13 protein-coding genes and 1 pseudogene are annotated in these 20538 nt (G+C 41.6%); 1 reads left to right on the forward strand and 13 read right to left on the reverse strand.

Annotation, left to right across the window (positions count from 1 at the left end; translation table 11 throughout):
* The 3 genes from D0T50_RS03950 to D0T50_RS03960 all read right to left on the reverse strand — a co-directional run.
* Window positions 1–884, reverse strand: an 884-nt coding sequence (locus tag D0T50_RS03950; RefSeq protein ID WP_239058202.1) for a DUF6443 domain-containing protein, incomplete at its 3' end; no start/stop codon positions are given.
* A 12-nt stretch (window positions 885–896) separates the two neighbouring features.
* Window positions 897–4082, reverse strand: coding sequence for an RHS repeat domain-containing protein (locus D0T50_RS03955; RefSeq protein WP_163222211.1), 3186 nt, complete (start codon window positions 4080–4082; stop codon window positions 897–899).
* 20 nt (window positions 4083–4102) lie between these two features.
* Entirely contained in the window at window positions 4103–5227 is a 1125-nt protein-coding gene (locus D0T50_RS03960; RefSeq protein ID WP_163222212.1) for a T9SS type A sorting domain-containing protein, read from the reverse strand.
* Window positions 5228–6075: 848 nt separating this feature from the next.
* Between D0T50_RS03960 and D0T50_RS03965 the strand changes: the two genes are divergently transcribed.
* Complete coding sequence (locus tag D0T50_RS03965) at window positions 6076–7002, forward strand: magnesium transporter CorA family protein (RefSeq protein WP_163222213.1); 927 nt, start codon at window positions 6076–6078, stop codon at window positions 7000–7002.
* On the opposite strand, the gene D0T50_RS03970 is transcribed toward D0T50_RS03965, so the two are convergent.
* The 10 genes and pseudogenes from D0T50_RS03970 to rimP form a co-directional block, all read right to left on the reverse strand.
* A complete protein-coding gene (locus D0T50_RS03970; RefSeq protein WP_163222214.1) occupies window positions 6999–7601 on the reverse strand; it encodes a ribonuclease HII in 603 nt (200 codons plus the stop codon). The two genes, D0T50_RS03965 and D0T50_RS03970, sit on opposite strands and share 4 nt — an antisense overlap.
* Before the next feature lie 74 nt (window positions 7602–7675).
* Window positions 7676–9862, reverse strand: a complete 2187-nt coding sequence (locus tag D0T50_RS03975; RefSeq protein ID WP_163222215.1) for a sodium-translocating pyrophosphatase — start codon at window positions 9860–9862, stop codon at window positions 7676–7678.
* A 161-nt stretch (window positions 9863–10023) separates the two neighbouring features.
* Complete coding sequence (locus tag D0T50_RS03980; RefSeq protein WP_163222216.1) at window positions 10024–11289, reverse strand: aminotransferase class V-fold PLP-dependent enzyme; 1266 nt, start codon at window positions 11287–11289, stop codon at window positions 10024–10026.
* A gap of 74 nt (window positions 11290–11363) precedes the next feature.
* Window positions 11364–12698, reverse strand: a pseudogene (gene sufD, locus D0T50_RS03985) (Fe-S cluster assembly protein SufD); the annotation flags it as partial.
* An 8-nt stretch (window positions 12699–12706) separates the two neighbouring features.
* Window positions 12707–13459, reverse strand: coding sequence for a Fe-S cluster assembly ATPase SufC (gene sufC, locus D0T50_RS03990; protein WP_163222333.1), 753 nt, complete (start codon window positions 13457–13459; stop codon window positions 12707–12709).
* Window positions 13460–13493: 34 nt separating this feature from the next.
* Window positions 13494–14969, reverse strand: coding sequence for a Fe-S cluster assembly protein SufB (gene sufB, locus D0T50_RS03995; RefSeq protein ID WP_163222218.1), 1476 nt, complete (start codon window positions 14967–14969; stop codon window positions 13494–13496).
* Between the two features lie 3 nt (window positions 14970–14972).
* Window positions 14973–15476, reverse strand: coding sequence for a CvpA family protein (locus tag D0T50_RS04000; RefSeq protein ID WP_163222334.1), 504 nt, complete (start codon window positions 15474–15476; stop codon window positions 14973–14975).
* 127 nt (window positions 15477–15603) lie between these two features.
* Complete coding sequence (gene infB / locus D0T50_RS04005; protein ID WP_163222219.1) at window positions 15604–18606, reverse strand: translation initiation factor IF-2; 3003 nt, start codon at window positions 18604–18606, stop codon at window positions 15604–15606.
* A gap of 75 nt (window positions 18607–18681) precedes the next feature.
* Window positions 18682–19941, reverse strand: coding sequence for a transcription termination factor NusA (nusA, locus tag D0T50_RS04010; protein ID WP_163222220.1), 1260 nt, complete (start codon window positions 19939–19941; stop codon window positions 18682–18684).
* 4 nt (window positions 19942–19945) lie between these two features.
* Window positions 19946–20413, reverse strand: coding sequence for a ribosome assembly cofactor RimP (gene rimP / locus D0T50_RS04015; protein ID WP_163222221.1), 468 nt, complete (start codon window positions 20411–20413; stop codon window positions 19946–19948).
* Window positions 20414–20538 lie beyond the last annotated feature (125 nt).

The following is a 20538-nucleotide window of genomic DNA, read 5'->3' on the forward strand; positions in this document are numbered from 1 at the left end:
TCTCCCGGTCCGTATTGCTGTGTAACCCGATTAAGTGGCGAAGGCTCATAAACGGGGAATGAGTATGGTTTACTCTCTCCCGGGTAAGTAAATGGAACCTTAGATACTACCGCTGTTGAATCCATAAAAGCGCCATTGTTGCCCGAAGCAACTACGGGCAGCCAACTATTGCTCTCCCTGCCAAAGGGGTCGTATTCCTGATAGGTCACCAAGTCGGCACCGCTTGGACTTGCCTTTACCTGTACGGTTTGCATAGGACGACCCAGACCATCGAAGTATTGCACATGTTGAATACTCTGGTCGGTATCTATACAATCCACGTAATTCAGAGCCGTGGTAGGTGTAATGGTTAGTATGTAGTTCTTTCCGCTACTTACATTTGCCACAGGAGGCACATACAGTGCTACTCCTGATATAGTAGTGGTAATTATCCCATTACTACTGTATCCTTCGGAAACGACATAATAAGTACCTGCCTGCAAATTTTCTATTCTTAGGAATGAGTGGCGTGTGTTACCACAAGCTTCTGTGCCCGAATAATCATCGTTGTAATAAAGGCGCTCACCCCATTCATCCAGCAGGTGCAGGTAAGTATCGGACAACACAGAACCGCAATGTGAAATCGTAACATCCATCGCAGTTTGTGTTGTAAACTCATAAAACACATCGTTGGGCGAACGCAAGGTATAACTATTGGTGTAATTCGCAGTATTGCGTGTGTCGGTAAATGTAAAGGAAGTAGAACCTCCTCCCGCTACAATGGGGTGATCAAAAGTATCGCCCTCAATCCATGCTGCAACCTCCTCCTTTTCGCCAATAATATGGCAATAACTATTCAGTGAGAAAAATAGAGAGATTATCCAAAGTATATATTTTGTTTTCATACATTGTCTGTTTTAATTTGATGAATTGGCATAATTGTACTCGTAGGCTTCAAGAACCTCCTTACCATTGGTACCCATCATATAGATTTCTTTGAGGCGACCCATAGCATCGTAGGTGTAATAGGTCGTTATCCCACGTGGGTCGGTAACCGAGGTTACCCCAACCAATGGTTTATATGTATAGGTAGTAACCATAGCATCGGGCATTGTAGAGCGCAGGTTAGCAAGCGCAGCCATATCCGCGTCCGAAACCACAAACGAAGCAGCAATGCGGTTAATCAATGTTGCTCCTAGTGCAGTTTGAACTTGCGTGTAAGTTTTCTGGTCAATCACAGCTACGGGCTGGTGATAGGCATTGCGAATATAGACCACCCGTTGGGTTGCATCTTTCGAGGCAGCAATCAACTGGTTATTACTGTTGTATTCGTAATTCAAGCGTGTTTCAAGCGTACCATTTCCTATTTGATGCTGAAAAGACAGTGGTGAGAAGACACCAGCAGACCATTGTTTATAATTGGTTATGGCTTTTTCTACAAAAGTATTGCCTTCGTAAATGCTCTTTTCTATAACCGGCGAAAGGATATTACGAGCTTTCATGCTAGTATAAGGCTCGGTATTGTAATGATGTGGATATTTATAACCTACCGAGTTTGTTTTATCATAACTGGCACTTACGGTTTCTTTTATAGGTAGCAAATAAGTTTCGTCATACTCAATAGTCTTACTTGTAGTTACTATTCCACCTGGGGTATAGGTTTTGGTCACTTCACCGGTGAGGCGCGAAGCGCCAAGACGGTATTCTTGGTTGATGTAGGCGAAATCACGCTGATAATGATAATCGGATTGTATGATTTCTTCATCTCTTGCATCACCTCCCTGGGGGAAGTATCCGCCTAATTTGTAATTCCATAATCGATTAATCGGCATATCATAGAGAAAACCTTTGTTAAAGCAACTATAGCTATAGGTTGATTCTTCTAAAGGTTGTCCATGTTTATTGAAAACTGTTTTCTTCTGTAATTGACTTTGGCTTTCTCCAAACTTGGGAGGCAATACATAAATAAACTGTCTTGAATTATTTTCATTTGCACGTAATGGGGTTAGAGTGTGATTATATTGGCTAATGTTTGGTATTACCGGGGAGTAAGTGTATTCAACATAGCCTTCATTTACAGACTCGGTTCCTATATATTCCACGACTTTATTATAATAAACAATGTTAGAGTGAAAATCGTTAAACTGCCTAGGTAGCACATTTGAATATAAGTAACTAGCATATGTAAAATCCCAGTAAAAGTAAGGTCCAATCCACCCTGTTGGATCAAACCATTTAAAATGAGCACTTACATATGTTTCATTTATAAAATTTTTAGAGTTCCCATGGGGTGGATAAAGATGAGCTGGCATAACTCCGTAACCAATCGAACCTGTGTGCATATCATAGCGAAATGACTTGCGTTCTGATAATCCATTTGTTGATGTTTTATTTTCAACACTTTTAATCCTTAATCCTCCACATGGAGTTACTTGGTTGTTATTCCAGTAATAATTGCTTTCATAATCAAAAATACTCTTCCCACCTGTGGGATATTCAATGGATTTAAGCATACAAGTCTTCATGTCATAAACACTGCTGTTTTTTCCTGTAATAGTTTCACCTATTGTTGTGTTAGTATATTGTGAATAGCTCCCATGAGAAATTGTATGAAAGGGAACAGTCTCTCGTATAAGATTATATCCGCCTCGTGAGAAATATCCCCACCAATCCGATTGAGTTTCTGTTTGCACAGTTGAACCGGCAGGGAAAATTTCCGGGTTATAATAATCAAAACAATATTCTTCTATTATTGATGTCTCATTTTGGGGATTTAATACAGCTAATTTATCTAGCAAAACAGCCTTTTCTTCAATTGTCCCTGGTATATTAGGCTGTTTATAGATGAATTTTAATTTTCTTATTGGAGTTATTCCTACATTAAATACACTCATTGATGAAATAAACACACTGCCATATAAACTTTCATAATCGAACTCTATTCTTCCACCTTTGAACGATATGGAAGACAAATTAGAGTATGCAGAAGGGCCTGAGGGTTGATCAATCGTTACATTGGCCGGATTTAAATTCATTTCATTATAAAAGAAATCATATGCTGGTTCTTTTATATGTTGTCCTGATGAATAGAAATCATTACTCTCGTACAATAAATCTTTTACATCCCATGCTGTGGCTATACGATTTCTAATTCGTAGATTATGCAAGAATTTATACTCAAACAGTATAGTGTCTTTTTTGTTAGCAGATATAATAGCGTTCAAATTCCAAGTAGTAATAGCATCTGTTGTATAAGTAGCCCAATGATCAATATTCATTTCAGGTATAGCCAAATGAATTGTTTTCCCATAATTATATGTAATCCCATTCTCATCTGTAATGGTAAACCGTTGAAATGCCCCTTCAGAAGATGGTCTGCTAATCTCTATTTTTATAGGTTCATAAGGCAATGTTTGTGGAATTTTTACTCCTGCACTATCTCTAAGAATAAACTTTCCGGATTTACCCGATGGTAGTTGATAAGAAAATATATCGTATGCTGTATCCATAAATGGGGAAGCAGGACCTGTATGTTCTGATAATTTATGAAGAAGGAACTGGGGTATAGCCATTTGATATGCTCCTGGTTTCCATAATGTGCCTAAAAGAGTAGATGGATTGGGAGTATAATAAGGGTCGGCCACTCTGCTATCAAAAGGAAAATGTATACCATGACTCAAATAATTATCATCCGGATATCCTTTCACTTGCCTATTTACTGAATACGTAGCATCTAATAGCCAACGTACTCCAAGTAATCCCTCCTGCTCATTGGCTCTTAAACCAGAAGCGTGAAATCTTATACTGATTGGTAATTTCAAGTGAGGTGTCCTAATTTCATAGAGTGGAATAGATATATTTACCAAACCATTCACCAAATCAACCGGATAATCTCCATACATATTCATCAGTGTAGTTTGTGGACTAAGCACACTTTCTTTGTAGTTAGGCATTCCTATAGAGGTGGAAGCAGCGCTCTGTTTAGGTACAACCAACGTTGTATCATTTATTTCTTCAACCACTTTTTTCTCTGTTTGAGCTATTACTGTGTTTAGCGCAAGCACTATGCATAATAAAACGCAGAGCAAGAATCGTTTCTTCATGTTGTTTTGTTTTTGTTGTTCTATTTCTTTATAATCTTTCTACTTATCATCTCCGTACCAACCACCATATTGAGCAGGTAGTTCCCCTGAGGCAGGTCGGAGCAATTAATTACCTCAGTGTGATAGCCACTCGGCTGGTTCTTTAAGCCTGTAGTGTATCCAAGTCGCCCTTGCATAGTGTACAGATAAATAGTAACAGGTGCATCTTCCATCAATTCATACTCTACGGTTAATTCATTCTCCACCGGATTAGGATACGCCTTCACACGCAATTTTACCGATTCCATCGGGTTTTCAGAATCTCGTTCCCGTTGTTTGATATTCCACAAACTATCCAATATAGCTACGTTCTCCGGGTCGCTGTCTAAATAGTAATGTTCCTGTGGCGGATAGTAGAATGCCGTAGTAAAGTTCTCCAAGCTATCGCCCAAGTGCACCGCGCGGATAGTTTCGAACACCGGGTAGCGGTATCCTTTGGAGTACCACTTATGGGTTTCCAGTATGCGGTTGGAAAAGAGTTCTGTACTGTCAGCCGTCTGTATAGGTTCCATAATCAATCGGGTACTCTTTACACGAAGCACTGTGAGGGTGTCGCCATCGGGCAGGTACATCTCACCGAAAGCATCAGCGTGGATGCGTACCGTACCTTTGGCGCGGATATCCATCAACCCTGAGTAAAGACCGTGGGAATCGTACGAGGCGGTGATAACATCGCCATAATCGAAGGGGAAGTTCAGTTCGGGAAGCGGGGTGTCGTAGTGCAGGTGGGTGTTGGGGTTTTCGTGTCCCAACTGTTGCAGGGAGTCACCGCGAAGCAGGTAGTAATACATCGTGTAGTGTTCCATACCGATGATGGGGCGGAGTGTGTTGTCGTCCATCCGTAGAGTGTCACAGCCCATCACGTAGAGGCTGTCGCCCACTGTGCCGGGCAGAAAGTAAGAGAGTTTGTACTCGGGATTCACAGCAGTAAGCTCGCTGAAGTCCCACACAAGGTTAGCGCCTGCCTTGCCGGGAGGTTGGTAGCGCACTTGTTGCTTGATGATTTCGTCGCCCGGGCGCATGGAATTGTAAGTGGTGCGGAGCTGGGCGGAAACGGAAAGGTACGACAATAGGAATACAATGAAAATTGCGTTTTTGTGTTTCATAATAATAAAGAATTACTATGGTAATAATAAAGAATGTCAGGTAATTAATCTCTCCGAATAAGAGATTACAAAAAGAGTGTTCCCATGTGGGATAGTTTCAGTTCAATAAAGACAAAGAATCTGCTTGGAGAGTTTTGTCATTGTGGTGTTTTTCTTGTTTATCTCAGTCTTGTTAAATTGTTGATACTTTTTTGATGTTAATACTAATTTACAGTTCTTGAATTAATCCGTTTGCAATTTAGCGATATATTTTGAATATGCAACTATTTTTAATGATTTATTTGTAAAGGAAAGCTTTTTCCTAAAAAACAGTAGTAAGAACTTGCATCTCGTGCTCTATTCAAACGCCCTCAATGGTAAATATTATTTATACTCCAAAACATCCTGCAAACCGCCACTTACAAATGCTGCATTTGTCGTGATCGAAATGCTGCATTTCGATGAAGTGGTTTGCTGCATTTCGAAGTCATTAAATGCAGCATTTACAAAAAGCCCCTTCACAGTGTCTTCTGAACTGGGTTGTTTGTAAACAATTCGCAATTTCTGCAAGTTTTATTGGCAACAAAAGTTAAGATAATATTTTACATGACTTGAAGTCTTTCAGCGTAGTGAAGCAAGTGAAGTAGCAGAGTAAATTCAGTCTTGATCTTTTCTTTTTTGCTATCTTTTTCCTTTTGTATCAAGACAAAAGAAAAAAGTAGAATATAATTCTTTATCTTTGCCCCGCTTTTAAATAAATTAAAATCATGGACGACCATTCGCGACCGTACAATTACAGTATTAACTAAGCGAACGGAGCCATCAGCAACTTGATGCCTCTGTTCGGAAATTAACGAAAGGAGGCAACAATGAGAACTTTTCTTTATTGCAACACCGGCTTTGAGCAAAAACCGGAGTGGATACCAAACTGCTGGATTAACATCGAATGCCCCGATGCCGGCGATCTGAATTACTTAATTAACGAACTTAAAGTACCCGAGTCTTTCCTGAAAGATATTTCGGATATTGACGAGCGTCCCCGCCTGGAGACAGAGGGCAACTGGCTACTCACTATCTTCCGCGTACCTATTCCGAACCAAAAGGAAGACACGCCCTTTACCACTGTTCCCATTGGAGTGCTTACCAACGACGACCTTATCATATCCGTATGCTATCACCAAACGGAGATGATACCCGATTTCATTCGATACTCGCTTCGCAAAGAGATACAGGTGCGCAACAAGCTCGACTTGATTCTACGCCTACTCCACTCCTCTTCCGTATGGTTTTTGAAGTATCTAAAACAAATACAAATTGACGTGAAGAGGGCCGAAAGAGAATTAGAAAAGAGTATTCGCAACGAAGATCTAACCCGATTGATGAAGTTACAAAGCACAATGGTTTACTTCAACACCTCTATCCGGGGTAATCAAGTAGTTACCAATCGGTTGCACAACATATTCAGTGATACGGATTTCTTAGATAAAGACCTCTACGAAGATGTACTCATTGAGCAGGAACAGGCATACAGTACTGTAAAAATATACAGCGACATTCTTACGGGAACGATGGATGCCTTCGCTTCCATTATCTCCAACAATGTAGGAACCATTATGAAACGCATGACCAGCATCTCCATCATTTTGATGGTACCTACGCTGATTGCGAGTTTCTATGGCATGAATGTAGATGTTTATGTAGACCACATTCCGCATGCCTTTGCGCTGATAGTTGTAGCCTCTATTGTACTATCGGCATCAGCATTCTTTGTCTTTAAAAAGATAAAGTGGTTTTAAAAAGGAATCTGTAGTTGCCCATTGCCCAAGAGGTTGAAGGTAACACGATGATAAGGAGTAACACCGTGTTCTGCAATAGCAGCGCGGTGTTTTTTTGTAGGGTAACCTTTGTTGCTGTTCCAATCATAATAAGGATACTCCTGGTGTAGTGCATTCATATAATCATCACGGTAAGTCTTCGCCAAAACAGAAGCAGCAGCAATCGACAGGTATTTTCCATCGCCCTTTATAACCGTAGTATGAGGTATCTCTTTGTATCTGTTGAAACGGTTTCCGTCGATAAGTAGGTGCTGAGGAATAACAGACAGCTTCTCGATGGCACGATGCATCGCCAGAAAAGAGGCATTAAGAATGTTTATCTTGTCAATCTCTTCAGGAAGAACAATACCAACACCGTACGAAACCGCTTCTTTTTCTATAACCGGGCGCAGAAGATAGCGTTGCTTCTCGGTAAGTTGCTTGGAGTCATTAAGGAGTTCGTTCTCGAAATCTTTGGGAAGAATAACGGCAGCAGCAAATACAGCGCCTGCAAGGCAACCACGTCCGGCTTCGTCGCAACCGGCTTCGATGAGGTCTTTATGTAGGTAAGGGAGTAACATACATGCAAAGGTAAAGAAAAAAATCAGCCCGAAACGATAGGTTCCGGGCTGATTGTAAGTAACTCTCTATTTTATTAGAACAAGCTCCAAGAGATAGTAAGTCCTGCCATTACAATGGCAACCATACTCATTAGCTTGATAAGGATATTCAAACTTGGTCCTGAAGTATCTTTGAATGGGTCTCCTACGGTGTCGCCCACAACGGTAGCTTTATGCACATCCGAGCCTTTGCCACCATGGTTGCCTTCTTCGATAAACTTCTTCGCATTGTCCCATGCTCCACCAGAGTTCGCCATAAAAACAGCCAATACAAATCCAGTACTTAAGCCACCTACGAGTAGTCCCATAACGCCTGTAACACCAAACAACAAACCTGTAATAACTGGTGCTGCAATAGCAAGTACTGATGGGAAAACCATTTCGCGTTGTGCGCCCTTAGTAGAGATTTCTACACAACGTGCATAGTCGGGTTCGGCTTCGCCAGTCAAGATACCTTTAATGGTGCGGAATTGACGACGAACTTCTTCTACCATATCGGCGGCAGCACGTCCCACAGCATTCATGGTTAATCCGCAGAAAAGGAACGACATCATAGAACCGATAAAGATACCCACCAGCACTTTTGGATTCATCAGCGTTACATCGTAATGTACCATAAAGTCTGTAAAAGAGGCCGAAGAGATATCTACTATGTGTTCGCCTACCTGCAACGTTGTTTCTCCTACCCGCAACAAGGCTATTTTTATTTCTTCAATATACGATGCCAACAATGCCAAACCGGTAAGAGCAGCAGATCCGATAGCAAAACCTTTTCCGGTAGCAGCGGTGGTGTTTCCAAGCGAATCGAGCGCGTCGGTACGTTTACGAACTTCGGCACCCAGCCCAGACATTTCAGCGTTACCGCCCGCATTATCGGCAATAGGTCCGTAAGCATCTGTAGCCAAAGTAATACCAAGTGTAGACAGCATACCCACAGCAGCAATACCAATACCGTAAAGTCCCATGCCCACATTAGAGAAATCGAATCCGGATGCAAAGTAGAAAGAAGCGATAACACCCACTACAACTGCAATAACAGGAATACAAGTAGAAATCATTCCTAGCCCTAAGCCCGAAATAATTACTGTAGCCGGACCGGTCTTTCCTGATTCTGCTACTTTCTTTGTTGGATTAAACGAGTGCGAAGTATAGTACTCAGTTCCTTGTCCGATAACGATACCAACCAACAAGCCCACAACAACCGAGCAAGAAATCCACTGCCAGTTGGGCATATCAAGAACATACATAATGCCAAAGGTAGCTACCACAATCAGGGCAGAGCTAAGGTTTGTTCCGAAAGAGAGTGATTTCAAGAGAGTACGCATAGTTGCATCCTCCTTTGTCTTCACAGAGAAGATACCAATAATTGAAAGTACAATACCTACGGCCGCAATCAGCATTGGAGCAATAACAGCTTTTGATTGTAATTCAAGATTGCCCGAATGCGAGAAAGCTGCAGCACCAAGTGCAGCGGTAGCAAGGATTGATCCACAATACGATTCATAAAGGTCGGCTCCCATACCGGCTACATCACCCACGTTATCGCCTACATTGTCGGCAATGGTAGCAGGATTGCGCGGGTCGTCTTCGGGAATACCGGCTTCTACTTTACCCACAAGGTCGGCACCTACGTCGGCAGCTTTGGTATAGATACCTCCACCTACGCGAGCAAATAGAGCTTGTGTAGATGCACCCATTCCAAAGGTTAACATCGTGGTAGTTATAATGGTCAACTTATCGGGAGTATCAGGCAGAATTGCAGTAAGCAACAGGTACCAAAAAGCGATGTCGAAAAGACCAAGTCCTACAACAACCAACCCCATTACTGCACCGCTTCGGAAGGCTACTTGCAAACCACTATTGAGCGATTGGCGCGCAGCATTTGCTGTACGAGCCGAAGCATAGGTAGCTGTCTTCATACCAAGAAAACCAGCCAAGCCCGAGAAGAAACCTCCGGTAAGGAATGCAATAGGTACCCATCCGTTTTGCAGGTCGAAGTAAGCCATGATGCCAAAAACAATGACCATAACCACAAATACGGCAACAACTACTTTATACTGCTGTTTGAGATAAGACATAGCCCCTACACGAACGTGCTGAGCTATTTTTTTCATAAGGTCGGTACCTTCGTCTTGCTTCATCATCCATTTGAAAAAGTAATAAGCAAATCCAAGCGCTATGACAGAAGCTACCGGGACAATCCAGAAAAGTGTATCATTCATACTTAATTAAATAATTAAAGGTTATTATTAGAAACTGTTTTGAATTTCCACAGAATAAATGCAAAACAGTTTCTAAGAACCAAAAATATTGATTAAGTGCGAGATAAACAAAGGATGTCTATAAAAACGTAAAAGAAATGCAAAAAATTAGAAACTGTTTCTTAAAACATCTTAGCTACTCGCTCAATGCCTGCAGCTAAAAAATCCACCTCTTCTTTTGTATTGTAGAAAGCGAAAGAAGCACGAACTGTTCCTTCTACCCCCATGCGTTGCATAAGTGGTTGCGCACAATGATGCCCGGTACGGACAGCAATGCCTAAGCGGTCGAGCAATGTACCCATATCAAAATGATGAATATCGCCGACAAGGAATGAGATAACACTACTTTTGTGTTCGGCCTCGCCAAAGATGCGCAATTTATCTATTTGCTTTAACTGTTGTGTAGCGTATTGGGTAAGCTCGTGCTCGTACTCAGCAATATTCTTCAGGCCGATAGCATTTACATATTCCAAGGCTTTGGCAAGAGCGGTAGTCCCGATGTAATCCGGTGTACCGGCTTCAAACTTAAACGGCAGCTCGTTGAAAGTAGTTTTCTCAAACGTTACTGTTTGAATCATCTCACCGCCACCTTGATAAGGAGGAAGCGCATCTAGCCATTTTTCTTTTCCATAAAGCACACCTATGCCAGTAGGACCGTATATTTTGTGAGCAGAGAAAGCGTAAAAATCAACATCCAGTTCCTGCACATCCACCGGAATATGAGGAACAGACTGTGCACCATCTATCAGTACAGGAACTTCGTGTGCATGAGCAATCTGTACAATCTCTTTAATTGGGTTAATTGTACCCAACACATTTGAGACATGCACAATACTGACCAACTTGGTACGTTCGGAAAAAAGAGTTTTGTATTCATCAATCAGCAACTCTCCTTTATCATTGATAGGAATAACCTTGATAGCAACTCCTTTTCGGGCAGCGAGCAATTGCCACGGAACAATATTGCTATGGTGCTCCATAGTGGAAATAATAACCTCATCACCTTCGGCAAGAAAAGCCTCACCAAAAGAGAATGCCAACAAGTTGATAGACTCTGTTGTTCCACGAGTAAAAACAATCTCATTAGTACTTTTGGCATTGATAAAACGTCGAACTGCTTCGCGAGAAGCCTCGTGCAACTCAGTAGCTTGCTGCGACAGGAAATGCACCCCACGATGCACATTAGCATTTACCGAATAATACTCATGATTGATTGATTCGACTACACTGCGTGGCTTTTGTGTAGTGGCCGCATTATCCAGATAGATTAATGGCTTGCCATACACTTCGCGTTGCAGAATAGGGAAATCAGCTCTAATAGCCTCACCCCAACCCTCTCCAAAAGAGAGGGGGTTAGAACTACTCTTATTTATATTTTCTTTTTGCATGTACAAGCCCTTTCATTATTGCTGTTTGTCAAATCTATCTTTCCTTCTCCCTCTTCTTTGGAGAGGGTTGGGGTGAGGCCACAACCTTGACAACGTGCCAGCTCACCACGGAAACGTTTCTCGACCAGTAAATGCAGACGGTCTTTGAGTGCATCCAAACGAATGGTATCTACTACCTCATTCACAAAAGCAAACATGAGTAATAGACGTGCTTCTTTCTCTTCGATACCACGTGAACGCATATAGAAAAGTGCATTCTCATCTAACTGTCCTACCGTTGCACCATGACTACACTTTACATCATCTGCATAAATTTCTAATTGTGGCTGGGTGTACATACGCGCTTCACGGGTAGCACAGAGATTGCGATTAGTTTGCTGTGAGTTGGTATGCTGTGCACCCGGTCTTACCAAAACCGTTCCGGCAAAAGCACCTACAGCTTGTTCATCGAGTACGTATTTGAAAAGTTCATTGCTATTACAATTGGGTACGGCGTGATCTATAAAGGTATTATTGTCCACGTGCTGGTTCTTATCAGCAATAACCATTCCGCATACGTTTGTCTCAGCATGTTCGCCAGCTAAGGTTACCCTAACGGTATTGCGTGTAGTGCCATTATAAAGCGTTACTCCATTGAGTAGTACATTGCTGGATGCCGCTTGCTCTACATACAGATTGCTCAAACGAACGGAATTAAGAGTTGTTTCTTCTAACTCGTATAAATCGAAAGTGGCATTCTCTCCTACAAACACTTCAATTACTTGTGTAGCAAGGAAGTTCACATCGTCCATTGCATGGTCACAAGCCAATAGCTTAGCTTGCGCACCTTCCTCCAATACAATCAACACGCGACGGTTTACCAAAAAGTCTACATCCGAGCGCAGTATATTTACCAATTGTATCGGCCTATCCACAACAACATTCTTAGGAACATAAAAGAAGACACCATCTTGTGCGAAGGAGGTGTTAAAAGCCGTCACACCATCCTTCGATGTATCTGCCAGCTTGCCATAATACTTACTAATGAGCTCGGGATTGGTCTTTGCCACTTCTTTTAGGCTACCAAAAATAACGCCTTCGGGAAGCGTTGCTTTAGGAGGTAGTTTATCGTAAAAAGCATCGTTCACCACAAAATACAAGGAAGTACTCATATTAGGCACATCGCAGTGGAACACTTCGTAAGGGTTCACAGGAATATTCAGCCTATTCAAGTTCAAACCGTAATCCGGTTCAAAAAAGCGACTGACATCAGTGTATTTAGAAGCTTCCTGTTTCTTTGTAGGAAATCCAAGTCGTTCAAAATTGGCAAAAGCAGTAACACGGTGTACATTCAGCACATCGGCACTACGGGTATTTATTAACTCCTTTGTTTGCGCAAAGAGGTCTATGTATTGTTGTTCTATCCGCATAATACCTCCTATTCACCAACTTCTTCTTTAATCCAATCGTATCCTCTTTTTTCTAATTCAAGAGCCAATTCAGGTCCGGCAGTCTTAACAATGCGCCCTTTGTAAAGTACGTGCACAATATCCGGTTTGATGTAATCCAACAAGCGCTGATAGTGTGTAATAACAATGCAACTTGTCTCTGGTGTCTTAAGCTTATTCACACCTTCTGCAACAATACGGAGTGCATCAATATCCAAACCGGAATCTGTTTCATCCAGAATACTCAAACGCGGTTCGAGCATCGCCATCTGAAAGATTTCATTACGCTTCTTCTCTCCACCACTGAAACCCTCGTTTACGCTACGGTTAGCAAGTTTGCTATCCATTTCAACAATAGAACGCTTCTCGCGCATCAGTTTCAGAAATTCGCCGGCGCTAAGTGTAGGTAGGTTCTTATACTTTCGTTGCTCATTAACAGCAGCACGCATAAAATTAACCATGCTTACTCCCGGAATCTCTACCGGATATTGAAAAGAGAGAAAAAGTCCTTCATGGCTTCTATCCTCGGGAGTCATCTCCAGTAGGTTCTTATCGAAGAAGGTAACACTACCTTTGGTTACTTCAAAGGCGGGATTTCCTACCAACACACTACTAAGTGTGCTTTTCCCCGAACCATTTGGTCCCATAATGGCATGTACTTCACCCGGGTTTATCTGTAAGTCAATACCTTTTAATATCTCTTTTCCGTTGATACTTGCATGCAAGTTATTTATCTTTAGCATCATGTGATTTACGATTTATTTGTTTCTGATTTATTTAGCCTACACTACCTTCTAAAGAGATAGTCAGCAGTTTCTGCGCTTCAATAGCAAACTCCATAGGAAGTTTATTTAAGACTTCCTTTGCATAGCCATTTACAATTAGCCCCACAGCATCTTCAGTAGGAATTCCTCGCTGATTACAATAGAATATCTGGTCTTCACTGATTTTGCTGGTGGTTGCTTCATGTTCTACTACAGCCGTTTCATTATGAATATCCATGTAAGGGAATGTATGCGCACCACACTTATCACCCAAGAGCAACGAATCACATTGGCTATAGTTGCGTGCAGCTTCGGCCTTTTCGGCAACACGCACTAAACCACGATAGGAGTTCTGACTCTTTCCTGCCGAAATCCCTTTGCTGACAATTGTGCTACGAGTGTTTTTGCCAAGATGAATCATCTTAGTACCTGTATCGGCTTGTTGATAATTGTTGGTTACAGCAACGCTATAGAATTCGGCCGTAGAGTTATCGCCTGCAAGGATACACGAGGGATACTTCCATGTAATGGCACTACCGGTTTCTACCTGTGTCCAAGAGAGTTTACTGTTTATACCTTTGCATACTCCACGTTTGGTTACGAAATTGTAGACGCCGCCCTTTCCTTCAGCATCACCCGGATACCAGTTCTGAACGGTACTATACTTAACTTCGGCACGGTCGCGCACAATAATTTCTACAATAGCCGCATGCAGTTGGTTCTCATCGCGCATAGGAGCAGTACAACCTTCCAGGTAAGAAACATACGAATCATCATCAGCAACAATAAGTGTGCGTTCAAATTGTCCGGTATTTGCTGCATTAATGCGGAAATATGTAGAGAGTTCCATAGGGCAACGAACTCCTTTTGGTATATATACAAATGAACCATCGGAGAAAACTGCCGAGTTCAATGCTGCAAAAAAATTATCCCGATAGCCAACAACTGTTCCCATATACTCTTTTATCAAGTCGGGATGTTCCTTCACGGCTTCACTAAATGAGCAAAAGATAATTCCTTTCTCCAGTAAAGTCTCTTTGAAAGTAGTCTTTACCGACACAGAGTCCATAACAGCATCAACCGCCATGCCACTCAATGCCATTTGTTCCTCCAATGGGATGCCCAACTTATTAAATGTTTTTATCAGTTCGGGGTCTACTTCATCCATGCTTTTGGGCGCGTCCTTCTTTTTGGGAGCCGCATAATAGGATATTCCCTGATAATCAATCTCGGGTATGTGCAAATGTGCCCATGTAGGCATTTCCATTGTAAGCCAGTGGCGATATGCTTTCAGCCGGAACTCCAAGAGCCACTCCGGTTCATTCTTTTTTGCAGAAATAAGACGAACCACATCTTCATTCAAACCTTTCTCAATAATTTCCGTATGAACATCAGTTGTAAAACCGTATTTATACTTCTCTTGCGTGAATTGTTTGACGAATTTATTGGGTTCTTCCTTTGGGTTTTCCTTTGGATTATTTTCTTTCATAGTTTATATACTGATATAGTCGTCGGCTACTTCTCGCACGGTGGGGAATATACTGCCGACAAAATGCTTCATTGGATAATATAACACCGACTCCTCTTTCTTTGTTTTGCTGAAAAAAGTATTATCTGAGTCGACGTACTCGAAAACATTGATAGCCAGCCCTAAAATGACAATCCATTTCAGTGCACCGAGTCCTAGCCCCAACACACGATTAAGCCAACCTAGCGAGACGGCTTCCAATGCATGGGTAAAGAAAGAGGCTACAAGCGTAAACAGAATAGGAATAATCAACCAAATGCCTACAAAGGCAGCAATTTGAGCTACCGTCATGGAATTGGTTATAGTTGCGTAAAGTTTTTCGGCAACCGAATTGTATAGATAGTAAGCCAACATCAGACCTACAACAAGACCGAGTATTCCTGCCATTTGATTCAAGAAACCCATTATATATCCTCTTATAGCTCCGACAAGTACAATAAAGACCAGAACAATATCTATCAATGTAATATCCATAACGAATACTTCCTTTCTATTCTTACCAAAAACAATGTACCAATTACACAACATGATGTAAACATCCGTTTGGCAATTGGTACACTGAATATGTAATAGATGCGCGACGCGCCTCTATTTTTTATAATGTTTGTTTTACTTCAATTTCTTGGAATGACTCAATAATGTCGCCTACCTTAATATCATGATAGTTCACTAAGCTGATACCACATTCGTAGTTTGTAGCAACTTCTTTCACATCCTCTTTGAAGCGTTTCAGTGCGTTAATCGCTCCGGTATGAATTACAATACCATCACGAATTAATCTTGCCTTGTCAGAACGTTTCACCTTACCTTCTTTTACCATGGCTCCGGCTACTGTACCCACTTTAGTAATATTGAATACTTCGCGCACCTCAATCGTTGCAGTGATTTCTTCTTTTATTACTGGTTCAAGCATACCTTCCATAGCTGCTTTTACCTCTTCGATAGCTGCATAGATTACCGAATACAAGCGAACATCCACACCATCTTGATCCGCCATCTTGCGTGCTGCCGCCGAAGGACGAACCTGGAAACCAATGATAATTGCGTCTGAAGCTGCTGCAAGTGTAACATCCGATTCGGATATTGCTCCCACACCTTTGTGTATAACATTTACTTGGATTTGTTCTGTCGAAAGCTTAATCAACGAGTCGCTCAATGCTTCGATAGATCCGTCCACGTCTCCCTTCACAATCACGTTCAACTCGCGGAAGTTACCCAATGCAATACGACGTCCCAACTCATCCAACGTAAGAATCTTCTGCGTACGCAGTCCTTGTTCACGTTGTAGCTGTTCGCGTTTGTTGGCTATTTCACGTGCTTCTTGCTCAGTCTCTATTACATTAAATGTATCACCTGCAGTAGGAGCACCATTCAAACCAAGTATCAATACCGGCTCTGAAGGACCTGCTTTTTCGATGCGTTGGTTACGCTCATTGAACATTGCCTTTACACGACCAAAGTTCGTACCCGCCAGCACCACATCTCCCATCTTGAGTGTACCATTAGAAACCAATACTGTAGCCACATAACCACGACCTTTATCTAGTGTTGATTCAATAATCGAACCAATAGCTCTACGATTGGGGTTTGCTTTCAGTTCAAGCATTTCGGCTTCGAGAAGTACTTTTTCCATCAGCTCCTTCACACCCAGACCTTGTTTTGCCGAGATATCTTGTGATTGATATTTACCTCCCCAGTCTTCAACGAGGAAGTTCATAGCTGCCAGTTCTTCTTTTATCTTTTCGGGATTTGCCGCAGGCTTATCTACTTTATTAATCGCAAAAACGATAGGAACACCCGCCGCAACCGCATGGTTGATTGCTTCTTTTGTTTGTGGCATCACGTTGTCGTCGGCGGCTACAATGATAATCGCAATATCTGTTACCTTTGCACCACGTGCACGCATTGCTGTAAATGCTTCGTGACCTGGTGTATCAAGGAAAGTAATCCTTCTACCGTCTTCCAACTTCACATTGTATGCACCAATGTGCTGTGTGATACCTCCGGCTTCACCGGCAATAACGTTAGCTTTACGAATATAGTCGAGCAATGAAGTTTTACCATGGTCTACGTGTCCCATTACGGTAACAATCGGAGCGCGTGGCAACAAATCTTCCGCTGCGTCTTCTTCCTCTACAATTGCTTGAGCTACCTCAGCACTTACATATTCTGTTTTGAAGCCAAATTCTTCGGCAACCAAGTTAATAGTTTCCGCATCCAGGCGTTGGTTTATAGATACCATCATACCAATACTCATACAAGTTGCGATAACCTGATTCACAGAGACATCCATCATGCTAGCCAACTCATTCGCTGTCACGAACTCTGTAATTTTGAGTATTTTGCTATCCGCGTATTCCTGACTTTCTAATTCGTATTGGCGGTTTAACGCGCTTTCACGTTTCTCTTTACGATATTTAGAGGCTTTGTTCTTACCCTTTGTGGTAAGACGCGCCAATGTTTCTTTTACTTGTTTTGCAACATCCTCTTCGCTTACCTCTTGTTTTACCAAAGGTTTCTTGAAGCGGTCTTTATTATTGCCACGGTGTTTGTTCTGTCCACCTTGACCAGCTTGTCCACCGGGATGATTTGGTCTGTTTTGTCCACCTTGAGTTTTTTCACTATTTGGAACAGGACGTGTGAAGTTAGATGACACATTATTGATATCAACTCTCTCCTTATTTATACGACTTCTTTTTTTCTTTGTCGCATTGTCTCCTTCTTTAGCTTTTCCATCATCCTTACGGATTTCTTTGATGATGGCTTCCTTCATCAGTTTCTTTTGGTCCTGACGAACTTTATCTTTTTCTTCGCGCTCTTTGCGCTTTTCTTCTTTCGATTTCTTCTTAGGACGTGTGGATTGGTTAAGTGCTGCCAAGTCTATTTGCCCAACAACATTTATCTTGGATACAATACCTTCATTATGCAACTTAAACACATCATCCTCTGCCACTGCAGCTTCGCTGCTTTCGGTTGCTTTCTCGGCAGGAGTTTCCTGTATCGGCTCAACTTCTTTTTTAGTAACAACTTCTGCTACCGGTTCGGGCTTAACTACTTCTTCCTTTACCACAACTGGTTCGGGAGTCTTTACCTCGGTAACAACTTCTTGTACCGGCTCCACTTTCTCTACCACAGGTTCTTTCACCGGCTCTTGAACGGGTGCAGCTATGGGTTTTTCCTTAGCGGGTGCAGGTTTGGGACTCTTTTTTACTTCTGCAGCTGGCTCTTTTGCTACTTTCTTATTCAAGTTATCTAAATCAATCTTACCCACAGACTTAAATTTGGGTCGTGAATCTTCAGGAACAACAGCCTTAATTATATTGTCCGCCTTTGGCTTTTCCTCTTTGGGTTCGTAACCATCAATAGCTACCGAACCTTTATTGCGGTCTTTGTTTTGACGTTCCTGAATGAAACGTTCCGATTCGAGTCTCAGGTTCTTGTCTTTGCTGAATTCTTTTACAAGAATAGCATATTGCTCTTCTGTAATTTTGGTGTTGGGGTTTGCCTCAATGACATGACCCTTCTTTTGCAGAAACTCAACTACCGTTGATATTCCTACATTCAAATCTCTTGTAACTTTATTTAGTCTGATCGTCATACTATTTTAATGAGAATTTAGAGTTTAACTTTGAGAATTTTAATTCAGCGTCCGACATATCGTCTTCACTATTTATTATTCTTCTTCAAACTCTGATTTCAAAATACGAATTACCTCGTCAATCGTTTCTTCTTCCAAATCGGTTTTTTCAATCAACATCTCACGAGGTGCATTAAGTACGGACTTAGCCGTATCTATCCCAATAGCTTTAATGGCATCTATTACCCATTCGTCAATTTCATCGGCGAATTCATCCAAATAGATATCCTCATCCTGTAGGTTTTCATCCAATTCGCGGAATACATCAATGGTGTATTCGGTAAGCATACTGGCTAGCTTGATATTCAACCCTCCTTTACCAATAGCCAGTGACACTTCTTCTGGTTTCAAAAATACTTCCGCCTTACGTTCTTCTTCGTTCATACGAATAGAAGAAATCTTAGCCGGACTCAATGCACGCTGAATAAACAGCTGTATATTTGATGTATAATTGATAACGTCTATATTTTCATTTCTAAGTTCGCGTACAATGCCATGAATTCGGCTTCCTTTTACACCTACGCAAGCTCCTACCGGATCTATTCTGTCGTCATATGATTCAACCGCAATCTTCGCACGCTCGCCTGGTATACGTGCTATTTTCTTGATAGTAATAAGTCCGTCGTTAATTTCGGGAACTTCCATCTCGAACAAACGTTGCAAGAACACGGGTGATGTGCGCGAAAGAATAATCTTCGGATTATTATTTTTGTTATCTACGCGAGCTACTACAGCACGAGCAGTTTCGCCTTTGCGGTAGAAATCGCTTGGTATTTGTTCTGATTTAGGCAACAAGAGTTCGTTTCCTTCATCATCCAATAGGAGCATTTCTTTCTTCCATACCTGATACACTTCGGCATTTACAATTGTTCCTACCTTATCGCTATATTTATTGTATAAGCTATCTTTTTCTAACTCGAGTATCTTCGATGCCAATGTTTGACGCAGGTTCAAAATAGCACGACGACCAAACTTAGCAAAGATTACTTCGTCGGTTACTTCTTCGCCTAGTTCAAAGTCTGCATCAATCTTGTGCGCTTCGGTCAACGAGATTTGCATATTCGGATTTGTTAGTTCGTCATCGGCTACAACCTCGCGATTACGCCATATTTCGAAGTCACCTTTATCCGGATTTACAATCACGTCATAGTTCTCATCCGTACCAAACATTTTGGTAATAACGCTACGGAATGATTCTTCGAGCACACTAACCATCGTAGTTCTATCGATGTTCTTCAGCTCCTTAAATTCCGAAAATGTATCTATCAAGCTGATAGTTTCCTCTTTCTTGGCCATAATCTTATTTAAAACTAATTAGATATTTCGTATATTTTATTTCATCATAACGGAAGGTTTCGTCCACTTCAACAACCTTAGGACGTTTAGCACCTTCTTCTTTTACTTTCTTTTCTATGCCAACAACGAATTTATCCGCATCGGCTTCTTTCAGAACACCAGCCAACTTACGCCCGTCTTTTGCCAATACTTCCACACTTTCGCCAATGTGGTTGCAATATTGTTGCAACACTTTGAACGGTTGCCCGATACCTGCCGATCCTACCTCAAGCTCATAATCTTCTTCTTCGCGGTTAAGCTTCGACTCTATAAAACGGCTTAACTCTACGCAGTCTTCAATCCAAACACCTTCGGCATGGTCTATCTCGACAACTATTTTTGCATCGGGACTAACCATGACATCTACTAAAAAATAATCTTTTCCTTCCAGCCACTCAGTGACTATACCGGAAACTGTCTTTTTTTCTATCATTTATAACTGTGTGTAAAGAACAAAAAAAGGAGCTTACCGCCCCTCCTCCTTCATCCATTCGGGCGCAAAGATAGTAAATAGTATGCTGACACACAAAATATTATGAAGAAAAAAATAAATTATGT

This window comes from Bacteroides sp. 214, from assembly GCF_010501015.1.
Taxonomy (GTDB): Bacteria; Bacteroidota; Bacteroidia; order Bacteroidales; family Bacteroidaceae; genus Bacteroides.

Excerpts from the sequence above, each read along its gene's own strand:
- D0T50_RS03955 (WP_163222211.1), bottom strand. The coding sequence starts at position 4,082 with ATGAAGAAACGATTCTTGCTCTGCGTTTTATTATGCATAGTGCTTGCG.
- D0T50_RS03960 (WP_163222212.1), bottom strand. The coding sequence starts at position 5,227 with ATGAAACACAAAAACGCAATTTTCATTGTATTCCTATTGTCGTACCTT.
- D0T50_RS03965 (WP_163222213.1), top strand. The coding sequence starts at position 6,076 with ATGAGAACTTTTCTTTATTGCAACACCGGCTTTGAGCAAAAACCGGAG.
- D0T50_RS03970 (WP_163222214.1), bottom strand. The coding sequence starts at position 7,601 with ATGTTACTCCCTTACCTACATAAAGACCTCATCGAAGCCGGTTGCGAC.
- D0T50_RS03975 (WP_163222215.1), bottom strand. The coding sequence starts at position 9,862 with ATGAATGATACACTTTTCTGGATTGTCCCGGTAGCTTCTGTCATAGCG.
- D0T50_RS03980 (WP_163222216.1), bottom strand. The coding sequence starts at position 11,289 with ATGCAAAAAGAAAATATAAATAAGAGTAGTTCTAACCCCCTCTCTTTT.
- sufC (WP_163222333.1), bottom strand. The coding sequence starts at position 13,459 with ATGCTAAAGATAAATAACTTGCATGCAAGTATCAACGGAAAAGAGATA.
- sufB (WP_163222218.1), bottom strand. The coding sequence starts at position 14,969 with ATGAAAGAAAATAATCCAAAGGAAAACCCAAAGGAAGAACCCAATAAA.
- infB (WP_163222219.1), bottom strand. The coding sequence starts at position 18,606 with ATGACGATCAGACTAAATAAAGTTACAAGAGATTTGAATGTAGGAATA.
- nusA (WP_163222220.1), bottom strand. The coding sequence starts at position 19,941 with ATGGCCAAGAAAGAGGAAACTATCAGCTTGATAGATACATTTTCGGAA.
- rimP (WP_163222221.1), bottom strand. The coding sequence starts at position 20,413 with ATGATAGAAAAAAAGACAGTTTCCGGTATAGTCACTGAGTGGCTGGAA.